Here is a 17,127-nt window from a genome sequence, read left to right on the forward strand (position 1 = left end):
AATGGATTGATTACTTTGATGTTAGCCCGTTATCTCAGCATGCACATAACATTGACTCGGGTAACCTGCACTCTCTAACCTATGAGCCCCAATAAAATGACCTTTGCTACTACTTTACGCTTCAGCCTATTCGGTGCTGCTATGAGCGCCGCGCTTGGATTAATTGGCTGCTCAAACACGACCGACACTGCTGCAACGACAGATACAAGTGCCGCCGCAGATTCTGACAAGCCTGCCAAGACATTAGCCATCACTCAAATCGTCGAACATCCTTCGTTAGATGCGATGCGCCGCGGCATTATTGATGAGTTGGCAGATAATGGCTATGTTGAAGGCCAAAATCTAACCATTAATTTCCAAAGTGCTCAAGGCAATACAGCGACAGCAGGTCAGATTGCGAAGCAGTTTGCAGGAGACAACCCAGATGCCATCGTGGCAATCTCGACGCCATCAGCTCAGTCTATCGTTGCGTCAACTAAGACGGTTCCGGTTATTTATACGGCTATCTCAGACCCTGTAGCGGCAAAGCTCATTAACGAGAACAATACGCCTATCCAATCTAATGTGACAGGACTGTCTAGTGAGCTACCTATCGAGCCACAACTAGACAATATTCAAAAAATTGTACCTAATGCAAAAACCATTGGCTATGTTTATAGTCCAGGTGAAGTCAATTCGGTGGTGGTACTCAATCAACTTAAAAAAGCTGCGCCTGCACGTGGGCTTAAGATATTAGACGTAACCGCCAATCGCCCGACGGATGTGGCCATGGCGACTCGTAGCCTTGCTGGTCGTGTTGATGTGATTTATACCTCACTAGATAACAATGTGGTATCCGCCTTTGAAGCGATGGCAGGTGCTGCCAATGAGCTTGATATTCCTGTCATTGCCTCGGACGAGTTTAGTGTGCGACGTGGTGCAACTGCGGCACTTGGTGTCAATGATTATGACTTTGGTCGTACCACAGGCAAAATGGTGTATCGTGTGTTAAATGGCGAAGCAGTTAGCAGCGTCAAGCCTGAAGTGATGAATACCTTAACCTTATATGCAAGCCCGAAACATGCTGCTGAGCAAGGCGTCAGCCTGACTGATGAGCTGCTAAAAAATGCCATTAATGTCGACAAACAAGCGCAGAGTGCGGATAAATAATACGGATAAATAGTTTTGACAAGTAGCACTGAAAAATAACATTTAGCCTTCTATACAGATAACTGCTTTACCCTTTATCCATCTATACCTTTTATCTATAAATTAAATAATGTACGGACACATTATTATTTTCAGGAGTGAGACCCATGTTGTATCAAAATCGTTTTGGTCATTTTAACTTTAGTAAAGCACTATTATTAGGTGGCGTTTGTACTGCCATCTTGACTGGCTGTAATCAATCAGCACAAGATACCAGCACTACTGATACAGCTGCTACTGGCGATGCAGCCACAGCGATGAAGACCGTCGCTATTACGGCTATCGTCGAACATCCAGCGCTTGATGACGTTCGTAAGGGCGTTATCGACGAGCTCAATGAAGCAGGCTTTAAAGATGGTGAAAACTTAACGGTTAATTTCCAAAGCGCACAGGGTAACACTGCCACTGCTGGACAGATTGCTAAGCAATTCGTCGCAGACAATTCAGACGTTATCGTTGCGATTGGTACTCCATCAGCGCAGTCAGTAGCTGCTGCTACTAGCAGTATCCCTTTAGTATTCTCAGCAGTCACTGACCCAGTTGCCGCCAAACTAGTGACAAAACTAGATGGCTCTGGCACCAATGTCACTGGCGGCTCTGATGCACTGCCTTATGAGCCACAAATTGAGCTGATGCGTCAAATCATTCCTAGTCTAAAAAATGTCGGCTATGTTTATAGCCCAGGCGAAGTCAATTCAACGATTATCTTGAAAAACTTAAAAGAAAAACTGACACCACTAGGTATCAATGTACTCGAAGCGCCTGCCCAGCGTAGTACTGATATTGCGATGGCAGCACGTAGCCTCCAAGGTAAGGTCGATATGATCTACACCTCAACCGATAATAACGTCGTATCGGCTTACGAATCACTATATCAAGTCGCTAAAGAGAGCAAAATTCCACTGATTGCGTCTGACACTAGCTCAGTTGAGCGTGGTGCCGTTGCTGCATTGGGCGTGAATTACTACGAGCTTGGTCGCGAAACAGGCAAAATCGTGGTACGTATTTTAAATGGTGAAAAAGCAGGTGCTATTCCTGTCTACACCCCGCAAATGTTGGATCTATACGTTAGTCCAAAGCATGCCAAAGAAGAAGGTATTACTTTGTCACAAGCGGTTATCGATAAAGCAAAAGAAGTGGTAGAATAACGCACTTTTATAGCTAGCTCATTACAGCTATCATAAGGTAGATACCGAGTTTGATGGATTTGGTGTCAGCCGTCATCTACCTTTATGCGATGAGGCTAAATGTTTAACATCAGAAACCCAGCTATGAATCAGTAGGCTGGGCTTCTTATTTAAACCACATTGATTAAATATAAAGTATTTGCATCATTTCTAAATTTGCCCTTTTTTTAATCAAAGCTTTGAACCTAGGTAGCTTATGATAGCTGTTGATCGTGACATGTTTTGGTTTACCCTAACCGCAGATTGTTTAATCTGTTAAATTCACCGCTTAGTCGTTTAGCTAAAATTGACGTATAGATGAGACAGCGCTGATCTATATCACGCACTCATTCTATAAATCGATATTAGAACGTTAGTTGCTAAACGCTTGGTTATGACTTACTGATCTCTTATGTCTTTAATTGCTTTTTTTGGTGCACTTGAAAGCGGTCTGATTTATGGCCTAGTAGCACTTGGTGTGCTGATCTCATTTCGCACCCTCGACTTCCCCGACTTGACCGCTGACGGTAGTTTTCCACTAGGGGGCGCTGTCGCCGGTATTTCTATCATCGCTGGTGTCAACCCATGGCTTGCCTGTGCTTTTGGTATGTTGGCAGGTTCCGTTGCTGGTATTGTTACGGCATGGCTACACGTCAAACTTGGCATCCTGCAACTACTTGCCAGTATCTTGGTAATGGTCGCACTATATTCTATCAATTTACGGATTATGGGTGCACCGAACTTGCCATTATTGGGTGAAACCACGGTCTTTAGCACCTTGGTCACGGATGGCAACGGTTATTGGATGCGCTGTCTAATTATTGGTGTCGTGGTGATAGCTGCCATGTTATTTTTAAACTGGTTCTATAGTACCGAAACGGGTCTTTCGATGCGGGCGACGGGTTCCAACCTCCGAATGGCACAGGCGCAAGGCATTAACACCTCATGGATGACCATCATTGGTATGGCGATTTCTAACGGTTTGATTGCTCTAGCAGGTGCATTGTTTGTGCAGACTCAAGGTGGCGCAGATATCTCGATTGGTATCGGTACCATTGTCATCGGTTTAGCAGCGGTCATCATTGGTGAAACCATCATTCCTGCCAAGCGTATTTGGCTGATTACCTTTGCCGTGGTCGTCGGTGCGGTGCTATATAAGCTATTTATTCAGGTGGCGCTATCGAGCGATACGCTACGTAGTATTGGTTTTGGCCCGCAAGATTTAAACTTGATTACAGCGCTACTCGTCGTATTTGCCTTGGTATTGCCAAAAGCTAAAAATAAATTTTTAAGTCGTAAAGTTCGGGCTTAATGTCAATGTGCAACCATAAGGAATAATTATTATGATGCAAGCTACAGATTTGCGGTTGACCTTTAATCCTGGAACGCCCATTGAAAACCCTGCCCTACGCGGTATCAATCTCAACATCGCTGATGGTGAATTTGTCACTGTCATCGGTACCAATGGCGCGGGTAAATCAACCTTTTTAAATGCGGTCAGTGGTACCACGCGCGTCGATAGCGGCTCAATCTTATTAAATGGTATCGATGTCACCAAAAAGACCGCGCACCAACGCGCCCATTGGGTGGCACGTGTGTTCCAAGACCCGATGGCGGGGACTTGTGAAGCATTGACCATTGAAGAAAACATGGCGCTGGCTTATAAGCGCGGCGGCAAACGTGGTTTGAGCTTTGCACTCAACCAAAATAACCGTGATTTATTTCGCGAAAAATTATCAGTATTAAAATTGGGGCTAGAAAATCGTTTGACCGACCGTATGGGTCTGTTATCCGGTGGTCAACGTCAAGCCGTCAGCCTATTGATGGCTTCACTGCAACCTTCCAAAATTTTATTGCTTGATGAGCACACTGCTGCCCTTGACCCTAAGACTGCTGCTTTCGTTTTAGAATTGACCGATAAGATTGTGACGGACAATCAGCTCACAACCATGATGGTTACCCACTCGATGCAGCAGGCATTGGCGCATGGCACCAGAACGGTGATGTTACATCAAGGACAAGTGGTATTAGATGTGGCTGGCGATAAACGTCAAGGCATGACTGTACATGACTTACTTGATATGTTTGAGCAAACGCGCGGCGAAAAAGTCGAAGATGATAGCTTGATATTGAGTTAAATAACTTAGCAAAACTCTTCAACTCTTGAAAAAATAGAACGTCTGTTTAATATCAGGCGTTTTTTTATGACTGCTTTAATTGATACGACTGTCTTAATTTTTAAGCATCAAGCATAACCAACTTTTGAATCAACTCACTGACATGTTGTGACTGCATTTTTTTCATCACTTGTGAACGATGCACCTCTACCGTACGGACGGAAACGTCTAGATGTTCAGCGATATTTTTATTCAGATTACCTTCTAACAATTCATTGGCAACCTGCTTTTCTTTATCGGTCAGCTGCGCATAAAGCTTTTTAATATCATAAAGCGTGGCGCGCTTTAGAGTGAGGTCTTGCGCACATGCAAGCGCTTCTTGTAGCCGGCGGCTATTAATCGGTTTTTCCAGATAGTCAGCCGCACCTTGCTTCAGCATATTGACAGCATCAGCAATCTCGCCATTTCCCGTTAGCGCTATCAATGCCATAGGGCTGTCCTGTTGACTAAGGTGCACTTGTAGCGCTTGACCACTCATCTCTGGCATCATCAAATCACTCACAATCACTGCTGGACGATAGATATTAACTTGTTGCAAAAACGTTAGCGCACTTGCCCACACTTGGGTCGATAGCCCTAAGCTGCTAATCAAAAAATCACAGGACATGCGCACACTTTCTTCGTCATCAATGATATGAATGATAAGCGATTCTGGCGTAATGCCTGATAAATCGTCAGACAGATGACTGCTTTCATCTTGCCAGCACGTAGGCTCATTTGAGAGTTGATTAGACGTCATATGTGACCTTATGGCTAAATATATTATTGATATTCATTAGAGTTTTTCGTCATTATTCGCTAAAGATAATGGCAGATAAAAAGACATTTGTGCGCCCACCATGTTTGACAGCTGATAGTTAGTATTGGTTTGTAGCAGCTGAATTTTACCATTTAAGCTACGTTTAAAGCGGTGCTGCTCGCTGCTCATTACTTGGTAAATTTGCTCAATTTCACGTTCGGCATCAATATTATATAGCTGCATCATACCGTCCAGCGACTTGCATAAGCGCTGACATATCATCAGTCCTAAGCCTAGACCGCCTGCTTTCGTTGATTGAGTAGCATACTGACTGGGTAGGTTCTCTGGTAAATACTGCCCCTGCAACTGAGCTTGATCAAAGCCGCCAGCATCATCGCTTAGATGCAGTACCAACCATTGCTTGCCATCGTGTTCCTCTGCCTGACAGCGTAGCATGATATTGGTCGCCCCTTGCTGCGTAGCATTGGTCATGCTATTTATCAGTAACTGATCTAATAATAAATTTGGCAAGGTTAAATGCTGATAATCACTTGCCAGCCAAAAATTGACACCTATTGCTTGCTCACCCAATAATAAGATGCACTGTTGATAGATAGCTGCGATATCGATACGAGTTTCATTTGCTTGCGACCGTCCAGCCCAGCGGCGAATATTAGTCACTACAGCAGCGACGCGTTCTGTTTCGTTGACAATTTGCTGTAGAGCATTCTCTGTTGCCGCATTATCAAGTGATGCTGCCTCGACCGTCTTTTTGGATGAATGCGCTTGTTGACTGCGTATCAATAACCCTTGCGCATAATTTTGAATGGTTGCCAGCGGCTGATTGATTTCATGAGCGATAGCACCGCTCATCTCACCGATGACCGCAAAGCGCTCTGATTGGTGTAACTGCTGATCATAATCACGGATTAGTCTATTTTGCCGCACTATCTTTTTTTGCCGCCGCCATGCCAGCCAGCTCATCCAAGCATAATTTACTGTCGATATCAGGATAACCAAAATAATCACAGCCATCCATAATCGATGCGCCTTTATCCAGTCGACCATATACGCGCTCAGCTGCTTTTGGGCGGGATGGCGATTCATCTCATAAAGAATGCGCTCAGCATCGCTACTCGATTCTGCTGGCAGCCAACGCTGCTCTGCTTGATTCTTGCCAAATAAATGTTGATTGATCTGGCGCACCAAAGCATCTGGCGCTTGCTCGGTCGCTGCCAATGTCCAATTTGGGTATATTTTCGTTGAAGAGTGGCAGCTGGATACAGTGGCGACTGGATGAATGAGACGGTATTGCTTGTCATTGATTTGACCGCGCCTTGCCATCTCCTCCATCAAACAAAGCGGCGTAATGGCAGCGTCTACCTTGCCGCTAGCCAAGGCATGCAAAGTGCGCTCTATCGGATAACCGACAAACTGTGTTTGATAGTGGCTTGGCATAATGCCATTTTGCTGTAATAAATGCGCGCCCAATAAATAACCGCCAAATGCGTCAGTGTCGACGGCAGCAATATGCCGTTGCTCCAAATCCTGCAAACGATAAATATCACTGTCGGCAGCGACCCATAGAGCACTGGCGACCTCTTCCATCGCACTCGGCTGTTTTAATGGCGTATATTCATTTAGCTTATTAAATTCATTGGCGAGGGTGACTGTCGTCGATAGCTGATTTTGGGATTGTTGCCCATTAACACCCTCAGCATCAAATCCTTGATTGCTAAAAATTTTATCACGAGAACTTTTATCACGAGCGTTTTGCGCATTGCTATTTAATTGAGCCGTCTCTGTTTGTAAGGTAGCCAGCCAGCGCCACCTGATGGTATTCATTTTTATAAACTGTACTTGCGGGCCAAGCACTAGCGCAAACTGCTGTGCCTCTATTTGCTGTTGCCAATTCTCCAGCGCCAAAGGTACCAATATCACGGTGTCATCTGACAACTGATCATTAAGCTCGTCAAGCCATGGCTGCCAGCGATTTTGCGCGGCTGTCTCGCCCTGAGGTGCCAGCACACCCAAATAGTAAGTCTGTGCGGTTGCCTTAGATAGCGGTAACCAAGCAGCCGAGGCTACAACGATAATAAAACAAGTCTTTAAAGCAGCCCAAATTTTAGACTTTTTATGCATACACCTAGCCTTATATTTGACCTACTAAACGTACATTATAAGTAAAAACCTTAATTATAATGTGGTTTTCCACAATATCACAATATTACCCGCTACCCTATACTATATGACAGTTGTGTAACTTTTAATTCGCTGAGCTTAAATCACAAATATTCGATTTCAATTTTGATTTGAATTTTGATTTCAATAAGAATGATTAATACACCTCATGAAATATGGGTGATGAATTATAAGCTTAGTAAAAATATCTTATGGAGGGCGGGCTTATGAAAAAATGGCCACTGATTATAATAATAGCAGCCATCATCGGGCTGGTGGTTGCCTTTATTATTGGGCAATTACTGCCAAATATGCGCACCAGCAGTAACGATATCGAGGTCAATATCACTGATCCTGCTCTCATCAAGCAGGGCGAATATATCGCGCGCACTGCTGACTGTGTCGCGTGTCATACCACGCTCGATGGCGAGACTTATGCAGGCGGTCTGCCTATGCTAACGCCACTTGGGGCAATTTACTCGACCAATATCACACCCGATAAAGAAACTGGCATCGGCAACTATAGTTTCGCCGACTTTAAAAATGCCGTTAAGCATGGGGTACGCAGTGATAATAAAGCCTTATATCCTGCTATGCCGTACCCCTCTTACCAGCTCATGCCAGACGAAGACTTAGCCGCGATGTACGCTTTCTTTATGTCCGATGTCAAAGCCGTCAAACAAGCCAATCTAAAAAGCGAGCTACCTCCGATAGCAAACTGGCGCTGGCCCTTGGCATACTGGCAGGTCTTATTTGATCGCAAGCGTGACTTTGTCCCTGAGACAGACGACGCACTATTGACTCGTGGTCAATACTTAGTCGAAGGTCCTGGGCACTGCGGCTCTTGTCATACTGGGCGCGGTATTGGCTTTCAAGAAATCGCTCTAAGTAATGCAGATTCTAACAAGTATTTGAGCGGTGCCATCATCGATGGTTGGCGCGCCAAAAGTATCCGCGGTGAGCATCGCGGACTTGGCACTTGGACGGTTGCAGAATTAAATGACTTCTTTAAAACTGGTCGTACTGATACCACTGCTGCCTTTGGTGCCATGGCCGAAGTGGTTGAGCATAGCACCCAGTATATGACCGACTACGACATCAACGCCATGTCATCTTATCTAAAAACATTAACGCCAGCACCAAACAAAGAAGCCACACTGCCTGCGAAAAAAGACCTCACTACGCAAAAACTGCTAGATGGCGACTATGATTCGCGCGGTTCGATTTTGTACGCCGAATATTGCCAAATTTGTCACCGTGTCGATGGTAAAGGAGTCGCGCGTATTTTCCCAGCGCTTGATGGCAATAGTGCGGTTTATTCTAACAATGCCGATTCGGTACTACAGATTACCTTGAGCGGTGGTCGTATGCCTGAAACTCCACATGACCGTATGGCGTTTACTATGCCTGAATTCAGCAATCTTAGCGATGCAGATGTGGCAGAAGTGGTCAATTATGTCCGCAATAGCTGGACCAACCAAGCGCCTGAAATCGATGTCGATGATGTGGTAAAAATGCGGGCTTTCCTCGCCAAAAAACCAAAAACCAGTACGGATATTGCCCCAGACTTAAGTATTGATGCGCAAACAAAAGGAGCAGAATAATGAAAAAATCTCCACTCAACTTGCCTACTATTGCTAGCGTTGTCTCTCAAAAAATGCCCATGGGCAAATTAACTACTGCTATCCTTACTGCTTCAGCGTTTAGTGTCGCCGCTATCAGTAGTGGTTGCTCGCAGCCCGAGCCTATCGAACAGAATGCGCCTGAGTACGGCTTAGTCACTGCTGATGATGCCAACGAAGATATCGGCACTTATGTGCTGCCGCAAGATACGGCTATCTTGGATGAACCAAATGCTGATGAGATATTTTATGGTAAACGCTTATTAAACGAAACCAAGCGCTTACTGCCAGAGCATGTGGGCGCGCAAATGAACTGTAACAGCTGCCATATTTCACAAGGTAAAATTCCACTGGGTGATCCGTACATCAATAGTTATAATTTCTATCCGCGCGTGATGCCACGATCTGGTAAGGAAGTTGATTTAACCAAGCGCATTAATGGCTGCTTCCAGCGCTCAATGAATGGCAAACCGTTGAAACCTGAATCCCCTGAAATGCTGGCAATGTTGGCTTATATGAAGTGGCTGTCGCAAAATACCCCAAAAGAGCAAAAGGTCGATATCCAAAATGCAGGTAAAGTGGATGAATCATTAACCCCAGACCCTGTCCGCGGCGAACAAATTTATAAAGCTCAATGTGCAACTTGTCATGGTGATAATGGCGAAGGCATCAAAGACAGTCGCGGCGATATCGTGTTCCCGCCATTATGGGGCGATGAATCCTTTAACATCGGTGCTGGTATGGCACGTACTTACAAGGCGGCGGCCTTTGTAAAATACAACATGCCGATGGGTATTCAGACCAAAGGCTTATGGGGTCACGGAAATGTGCTGAGCGATCAAGATGCCGTCGATGTGGCGCACTTCTTTACTCATCAGCCGCGCCCTGACTTTGCTGGTAAGGTCAATGATTGGCCAAATGGTAAAAAACCTAAAGACGCGCGTTACTGATATATTAAGAAGACGGTATTTATAAAGACTTCACTTAAGAGGACTTCACTTAAGAGGACTTTACTTAAGCAAACATCATTCTATGCTCGCTTGTGAGCGAGCATAGACACGATAAACCTTTAAGAAAATACATTTTTCTTAAAGGTTTTTTTGTTATCTATAGTTAATGCTTCTACAAACTTCTCGCTCGTCACTATATAGTTGCTGTATATCAAAGTTCGCTACCGCCATTTACTATGAGGTCTGTCATGCGCAAAATTCCTGTCTACTCCCACCCTGCTGCCGGTTGGCCTGCGCTGATTTCCTCTACTCGTAAATTGATGGATTATCAGACTTTTTTACGTGGTGGTTTGAGTGTGTTAAAAAGCAATCAGCCCAAAGGCGGGTTTGATTGTCCAGGTTGCGCTTGGCCAGATCATAAGTCACATAAAGCCATTGATGTCTGTGAAAACGGCATCAAAGTCATCGCCAGTGAGACCATGACAAAAAAAGCCGATGCGCAGTTTTTTGCGCGACATAGCGTCACCGAGTTACAAGGCTGGTCGGGCTATGAGCTTGAGCATAGTGGTCGTTTATCAGAGCCTGTATATTATGATGCCGCGCAAGACCGCTATCTACCGATCTCTTGGGAAGCCGCTTATACATGTATCGCTGAGCAATTAGGACAGCTTGATTCGCCAGATCAGGCGCTATTTTATACCTCAGGGCGTGTGACCAACGAGCCCGCCTTTATGTATCAGCTGTTTGTGCGCTGTTTTGGCACCAATAATTTACCAGATTGCTCCAATATGTGTCACGAACCAACGTCGGTAATGCTCGGTAGACAGTTGGGTATTGGCAAAGCGACCGTGAAATTGGAAGACTTTGAGCAAGCCAAACTGATATTGATGTTTGGACAAAATCCTGCGACCAATCATCCGCGCATGCTTGAAATGCTTGCTCATGCTCACGAGCAAGGCTGTCGAATCCTCTCAATCAACCCTATGCGCGAACAAGGCTTACGTAAATTTAGAAATCCGCAAAAGCCCACGCATATGGCGGCAGGTCAAAATGATGAGATGGTCGATGAGGTCATTCAAATTCAGATCGGCGGCGATGCAGCGCTCTTAACCGGTATCGCTAAGTGGCTGACTAAAAACAATAAAATCGATCAAAGCTTTATCGATGAGCATACCTCAGGATATGAGGCACTCGACGCGTGGCTGCGCCAACAATCATGGCCGGATGTGGAACGTGGGTCTGGTATCAGTAAAGAGGAAATCATTAATATAGCAAAACTGGTAGCGGCGAGTCCTGCGACCATTTGCACGTGGGGCATGGGCATCACTCAGCACGTCCAAGGCGATGACAATGTAGCGATGATTACCAACCTATTATTATTAATGGGGATGATTGGTATTGATGGCGCAGGCGCGTCTCCTGTTCGTGGTCACTCTAACGTACAGGGCGACCGTACCATGGGCATCCATGAGCGCCCTGCACAAAAGCTACTAGACAGCCTTGAGCGTGTGTTTGAACGTCCGATGCCGCAAGAAAATGGCTTTGATGTGGTCTCTGGTGCGAAAGCATTGATTACCGGTAAGCTTAAGGTCTTTATGAGTATGGGCGGTAATTATGCCGTGGCAGCACCTGATACCAGTGCAATTCAGCAAGCTTTAACCACCACTCAGCTCAATATTTTTGTCGGTACTAAACTTAATGAAACTATGCTGTATCCGGGCGCGAACAATCTTATTCTGCCTTGCTTAGGTCGTACCGAACGTATTATCACTGCCAAAGGTGAGCAATTTGCCACTATCGAAGATTCCATGTGTCAGATTGTACCCACTCGAGGCAACCTGAAACCCGTCAGCGATACGTTGAAATCTGAAGCACAAATTGTGGCAGATATCGCCACTCATGTGCTTGGTGCTGATTCATCCATTCCTTGGCAAGCAATGAGTGAAGACTTTGACATCGTTCGTGATTATATCGCCCAAGCGATTGACGGTTTTGAAGACTTTAATCAGCGTATTCGCGAAACCGAGCGTGGCTTTCATTTGTACCATTCTGCGCGTCATCGTGTATGGAATACTGATAGTGGCAAAGCGCAATTTGAAGTACCACAATACCCTATCACCTACATTGCAGCACAAATGGCAGAGACCTCCTTAGCCTTTCACCATGACAAAAAACCCGCTGATAATATTAATAGTGCGCCAAACAATGAACAAAAAATTTGGCAATTGACCAGTGTCCGTAGCCATGACCAATTTAATACCATGATTTTCGGATTTGAAGATCGCTATCGCCAAACCAATCGCCGTGATGTGTTGTTTATGCACCCAGATGAAATGACTCGTTTGGGTTGGCAAGCAGGTGACCGAGTAATGGTATCCCGTCATACCACCTCAAATGATTCAAATAACACAGACGATACCGTTCAGCCACGCACGCTAGGGCCGTTAGTATTGACTGATATGGATATCGCCGCTAACGCTGTCGCAACTTATTATCCTGAATGTAATGATTTATTTGATTTAGACACGCATGCACCAGACTCTCACATACCAGCGTATAAATCGACGACCGTTGTTTTGCAACGCGTTGAGGCAAATGCTGGTACGACCGATCACGCATAGTCAGCAACGGGCGAATCATTGAATGATGCATATATTTAAAAGAGATGATAACTTTGGCAATGACCATACGATATAACGAGGTATTATGATTGCCCAAAGTGATACTGAAACTGACGCAAAATATAGCGATATTTTTTCGGTAAACACCCTAACAAATAAGACATCAGAAACTCTAAAGTCATCTGCAACGCCGCTTGCACGTAATCATTGGGCGCAAAAGCATCATTATCCGACAGATAAATATAACCCTAACAACATTATTGAGACCCGTGTTGCTAAGACTAATATTGCACAGACCCATATGCAGCAAATCAGTATCGATTGCCAATCAGCGAGCTTAGCAGTGGAAGCTGCGGTTGCTATCGTTATCAATGGTATTCACTATGCGGTATTGATGGCAAGCCCTCACCAGTTAGAGTATTTAGCCGTCGGATTTTTGTTTAGCGAAGGCTTAATTCAACATAGCCATGAGCTGCTTGATTGGGAAGTTACCCAACTGAATGATATCGAAAATTATCAACAATTCACGCAAGACTCATTTATGCAGGACTCGTTTATAAAGGATTCTACGAATGAAAGTTTTGAATCTGCAGCATTTGAACAAAGCTTATCGTCACTGCAAGATTATGACATTTATGTGGTGGAGCTAGTACTAAACCAGCGTTGCCATCAGCGTATCCAAGCGCAAAAACGTCAGCTAGCAGGGCGTACAGGTTGTGGCATGTGCGGCATCACAGGGCTAACACAAGCACTGCCTGACTTGAGTATCTATCGTCAAAACAGACAAAAGATAGATACACCAAGTCTTGACTGTCTATTAGCAATACGCCAGCAAGTCGATGCCATGCAGCATACGCACCAATTGACCGGTGCCGTACACGCCGCTGCGACGATGTATAATCAGCAGCTATACCTATTCGAAGATGTAGGGCGCCATAATGCGCTTGATAAGCTGATCGGTTGGCAACTGCGCAATAAAGTAGAGATTAGCTGCGTCCTTATGACCTCACGCCTATCGATTGAGCTGGTACAAAAATCCATTCGTGGGCGCATCCCTTGGCTAATCGGTATGTCTGCACCTACCAGTACCGCAGTGCGTGTCGCTGAGCGTTATGGCTTAGGATTAGCAGGTTTTTTGCGTGATAACAGAGTCACTTACTATTCAAATTATTCAGACCTATAAAGTTTTATGCTCGACTTTCTCATTAAGCGCACTTATTCACAAACTCTCATTTGCAGCGCTTTAATGACAGACATATAACCCTGATTTTTCGATTATAAATTGTCTCCTTTTTAGCTCAATCGAAGCCTTTTTAAAACACTATCTATTTCCTATCTCGTTTTATCAAACACACAACGAAATAATGAAGATATTATTTCGTACATTATATTCGATGGTTATGATGTTTTTTGACGAACCATCTCTGATTTTTAAGCTTGATAATGGCTTAATTTGACCTCCTAATACTTTGAATAGCCATTAATTTATGGTCAAATAAGGAGAATTGAGTAGATAATTCGCATTTAGCGAAAAAATAACTTGTAATTTAAATTATATTTGCTAATATAGGCGTCCTTGATTGGCTGGGTGGCAGAGTGGTCATGCAGCGGACTGCAACTCCGTTAACGCCGGTTCGATTCCGACCTCAGCCTCCAATTATTTAGGTTAAAATTTTATTCATATTATATTAATTTTAGCTTGCTTTATTAATATAAATGCTTATAATAGCGACCACTATCTAACAAGTAGAAAGCTTACTTTTAGATTATACAAGTTTTGCCCGGGTGGTGAAATTGGTAGACACAAGGGATTTAAAATCCCTCGCTAGTAATAGCGTGCCGGTTCAAGTCCGGCTCCGGGTACCATTATATTAAAAGGCTTCCAAGCAATTGGAAGCCTTTTTCTTATTGTGCACTTTATCTTATTAAACTAAATTTTTTCCACTATTTAGATAATTTACTAGTAATGACCTGCTAGCTTTACTGTTAAACGTCCTTCTCACGTTTAGGGTAATAAGCTATATCAATTGTATATAATCAATAGTTAGCCACATCCTGTTATCCCATTCTGAAAAGGCAAACCTTGTGTCGTAATAAAAAATAGATAGAACGATCCTAACATGATGAAAAAAGCAGCCACTCTCATAGTACTTAACGGCCTATTGGTAACACTAGCCAGCGCAAGCATTAATTTGGAATCAGTGAGCATACATAAACACAGCGCCTGCATAAAGATAGCCTTTAATAACTGCTCATAGATAGTGGCTCCACAGTTTTGTTTAACAAACAGCAGAATCGATATATTGACGATGACTATAGTAAAAAAGGCATGTTTAACATAATTATTTAGATACGCATTTCCATTGTGCCATTTATAAGCTTTAGGTCGCCTGGCTCTTTTCCTTTTTATATAACTCGTGGTAGGTTGAATATTCATCGGATTGGTTTCGTTAAAATACCAAATGGTTTCCCACCTTCCTTTAGTCATGTCTGGCATGATCTCTTCTGCTTGAAAATGTTGCAACTCCTGACTGGCAGGTGACCACCAATATCCTGTCTGCGGACAAGGCTGATTTGCCTCACAACGTGAAGATTCCAGTACTACATACTGCCACCACCGCTATCCGCGATACGTTCAACAAGCATCCAAGTAACAGGAGCTCTGCCGACAGCGTGTGTCGTATCAGGGTCATAACCGATATTAGCTTCATTTGCTAACATGCCATCCAATAGCACTTGAGCACTGGCATCTGCTCGATTTGGTACATAAATGCCAGCGACAGGGACGACTTCATCTACCTTAACGCTATATTGTTGGTTGAGACTATAGATAGGCCATGATTCAGGCGCATTAAGCGCTCCTCTTGATTCGATGCTGTAATTTTCTATTAAACTGTATAGATACCGTCCAAAATAACTGGTTATTTTCATATTAAAAGCACGTAAGCGTGCTTCTCTTTCCCATTTCTCATAATCCAACTGTTGCTGTTCTGGCATCCAGTCGATATCGTAATCCATACTGATAGCCCGAAAATCACTCTCAACATTACCGCCGTAGCCTATTGCCGCTAGATCCCCTTTTAACAGCTCTCGATAACCGACGTTAAGGTTGTCTAAAGTGCTACGTAGGTTTGGCAATACCAGCTCGCCCCAGACGATATCAGGTTGTCTATTAATAGGACGCATGCGGTAATTAAAGGGCAATTCATTGACGAATAGCTCCAATGCATATTCAGCATATTCGCAAAGGCATCGCGCATCTCTTTAAAGTAAGCGAGTGAACTGTAGCGCTCTAATAGGTAAATCTCTTGCGGTCTTATGATGTAGTTGTTCATTTTTAGCGGTTCTCATACTGCTTAATTGACGTTGGCTGATAAGTTTTTATCTAAGCAATCACCAGCATCACATACAGTATCGAGCCAATAAACCATGTTGCATTCACAGCCATGCCAGAATACCATTTCCGCTTAACCACTTGGTTTTGATTAGCAAAGGCTGCTTGTCGCTCTGCGGTGACAGGCAAGATATTATATGGGTTGTTTGTTCCATCCCACATGAGCCGTCGCTGCACTTCAGGGTGCGAGGCAGGATTGGCACTGGACTGGTATATATTACCTTCGGCAAGGTCTAAGTAGCTAACGATACAGCACCTAATCCAGTCAACAGGACGAAACTCATGAGTAGGATTCTTATAAGAAAACTCTTTGGAGGTTTGAGCGATATCAGCACAAGCAAATAATGACTGACTCATGTCCGTTGGGCACGCTTGAGCGTATTCTGTGTTTAAAGGCAGCCCTTCTGCGGGACGCTCCATGTAGGTGCGAATGAATGCCCATTGATCGTAGGGGTTGAGTCGCATGTCATCAAATTTAATTGAATGAATCATTTCATCTGTTGTTTTATCAATAATATGCAAGTTAAGAGACTCAAGATTCGTACCTTCATTACCTCTGACAGAGGCAATAATATCTTTATAATTAAGAAGATGAAAAACAGGTTCTTGCTTGCGATTGTGCTCGTAGTAGCCAATCTGTTGTGTTTGTTTTAGTAACAGAATTTTATAATAGCGGGACTTTTTTGTTTTAAGTTGCTTAAGGGTGAGAAAAGGAGCGAAACCAAGTATCGATAATAAAATAATGAGCATTCCAATCGGAAATAAAGATAACAACTCAAACTCTTCAATCACAAAATATTTAACTGTTACTACAATGAAAATAAAAAAACTTTGCCCAAATAACCAAGCCGCCCCATACGATGCCAACAAGGATACATTTTGAATAGAATTAATAGAAGGATGAAACAGAAGATAGTCTGGGTTTATCTCATGTATAATATTACTTAGTCTATTGATGCTGTAATCTTTCTCTATAAAACTATCAATTTCACCTTGATAAGGATTTCCAATAATCTTACCAATAGGAAGTATTTGTGGCACTGGTAGTATCATAATAGAACTCAACTTAAATATATTGTGTAGTCACTG

13 protein-coding genes and 2 tRNA genes are annotated in these 17,127 nt (G+C 43.7%); 10 read left to right on the forward strand and 5 right to left on the reverse strand.

The window, feature by feature from the left end:
* Window positions 1–96: 96 nt before the first annotated feature.
* From JMY05_RS06585 to JMY05_RS06600, 4 genes are all read left to right on the forward strand, one after another.
* A complete protein-coding gene (locus JMY05_RS06585; protein ID WP_201614565.1) occupies window positions 97–1,149 on the forward strand; it encodes an ABC transporter substrate-binding protein in 1,053 nt (350 codons plus the stop codon).
* 146 nt (window positions 1,150–1,295) lie between these two features.
* Window positions 1,296–2,336: an ABC transporter substrate-binding protein gene (locus JMY05_RS06590; protein ID WP_045446792.1), complete on the forward strand. Its 1,041-nt coding sequence runs from the start codon at window positions 1,296–1,298 to the stop codon at window positions 2,334–2,336.
* Window positions 2,337–2,766: 430 nt separating this feature from the next.
* Window positions 2,767–3,666 carry an ABC transporter permease gene (locus JMY05_RS06595; RefSeq protein WP_045446789.1) on the forward strand — a complete coding sequence of 300 codons (900 nt, stop codon included), beginning with the start codon at window positions 2,767–2,769 and terminating at the stop codon, window positions 3,664–3,666.
* A gap of 31 nt (window positions 3,667–3,697) precedes the next feature.
* Window positions 3,698–4,492, forward strand: a complete 795-nt coding sequence (locus tag JMY05_RS06600) for an ABC transporter ATP-binding protein (RefSeq protein ID WP_045446787.1) — start codon at window positions 3,698–3,700, stop codon at window positions 4,490–4,492.
* A gap of 100 nt (window positions 4,493–4,592) precedes the next feature.
* On the opposite strand, the gene JMY05_RS06605 is transcribed toward JMY05_RS06600, so the two are convergent.
* The gene (locus JMY05_RS06605; RefSeq protein WP_201614567.1) at window positions 4,593–5,270 is read right to left on the reverse strand and encodes a response regulator transcription factor; all 678 of its coding nucleotides are present in this window, start codon (window positions 5,268–5,270) and stop codon (window positions 4,593–4,595) included.
* Between the two features lie 36 nt (window positions 5,271–5,306).
* On the reverse strand, window positions 5,307–7,412 hold the full coding sequence (locus JMY05_RS06610) for a PhnD/SsuA/transferrin family substrate-binding protein (protein ID WP_201614569.1): 2,106 nt from the start codon (window positions 7,410–7,412) through the stop codon (window positions 5,307–5,309).
* A gap of 266 nt (window positions 7,413–7,678) precedes the next feature.
* Here JMY05_RS06610 and JMY05_RS06615 point away from each other — a divergent pair, with 266 nt between their 5' ends.
* From JMY05_RS06615 to JMY05_RS06640, 6 genes are all read left to right on the forward strand, one after another.
* Window positions 7,679–9,055, forward strand: coding sequence for a cytochrome c (locus JMY05_RS06615; RefSeq protein ID WP_045446778.1), 1,377 nt, complete (start codon window positions 7,679–7,681; stop codon window positions 9,053–9,055).
* Window positions 9,055–10,023 carry a c-type cytochrome gene (locus JMY05_RS06620; protein WP_265089052.1) on the forward strand — a complete coding sequence of 323 codons (969 nt, stop codon included), beginning with the start codon at window positions 9,055–9,057 and terminating at the stop codon, window positions 10,021–10,023. The genes JMY05_RS06615 and JMY05_RS06620 overlap by 1 nt, the downstream gene beginning before the upstream one ends.
* 248 nt (window positions 10,024–10,271) lie before the next feature.
* Window positions 10,272–12,644 (forward strand): FdhF/YdeP family oxidoreductase, encoded by a 2,373-nt coding sequence (locus tag JMY05_RS06625; protein ID WP_201614573.1) that lies wholly within the window; start codon window positions 10,272–10,274, stop codon window positions 12,642–12,644.
* Window positions 12,645–12,729: 85 nt separating this feature from the next.
* The gene (locus JMY05_RS06630; protein ID WP_201614575.1) at window positions 12,730–13,827 is read left to right on the forward strand and encodes a formate dehydrogenase accessory sulfurtransferase FdhD; all 1,098 of its coding nucleotides are present in this window, start codon (window positions 12,730–12,732) and stop codon (window positions 13,825–13,827) included.
* 399 nt (window positions 13,828–14,226) lie between these two features.
* A tRNA-Cys gene (locus tag JMY05_RS06635) sits at window positions 14,227–14,300 on the forward strand.
* 123 nt (window positions 14,301–14,423) lie between these two features.
* A tRNA-Leu gene (locus JMY05_RS06640) sits at window positions 14,424–14,510 on the forward strand.
* Between the two features lie 178 nt (window positions 14,511–14,688).
* On the opposite strand, the gene JMY05_RS06645 is transcribed toward JMY05_RS06640, so the two are convergent.
* From JMY05_RS06645 to JMY05_RS06655, 3 genes are all read right to left on the reverse strand, one after another.
* Window positions 14,689–15,141 (reverse strand): hypothetical protein, encoded by a 453-nt coding sequence (locus JMY05_RS06645; protein ID WP_201614577.1) that lies wholly within the window; start codon window positions 15,139–15,141, stop codon window positions 14,689–14,691.
* 104 nt (window positions 15,142–15,245) lie between these two features.
* Entirely contained in the window at window positions 15,246–15,830 is a 585-nt protein-coding gene (locus tag JMY05_RS06650; protein ID WP_201614579.1) for a hypothetical protein, read from the reverse strand.
* Between the two features lie 199 nt (window positions 15,831–16,029).
* Complete coding sequence (locus JMY05_RS06655; RefSeq protein WP_201614581.1) at window positions 16,030–17,091, reverse strand: hypothetical protein; 1,062 nt, start codon at window positions 17,089–17,091, stop codon at window positions 16,030–16,032.
* Window positions 17,092–17,127 lie beyond the last annotated feature (36 nt).

The organism is Psychrobacter sp. JCM 18902 (genome assembly GCF_904846615.1).
Classification (GTDB): domain Bacteria; phylum Pseudomonadota; class Gammaproteobacteria; order Pseudomonadales; family Moraxellaceae; genus Psychrobacter.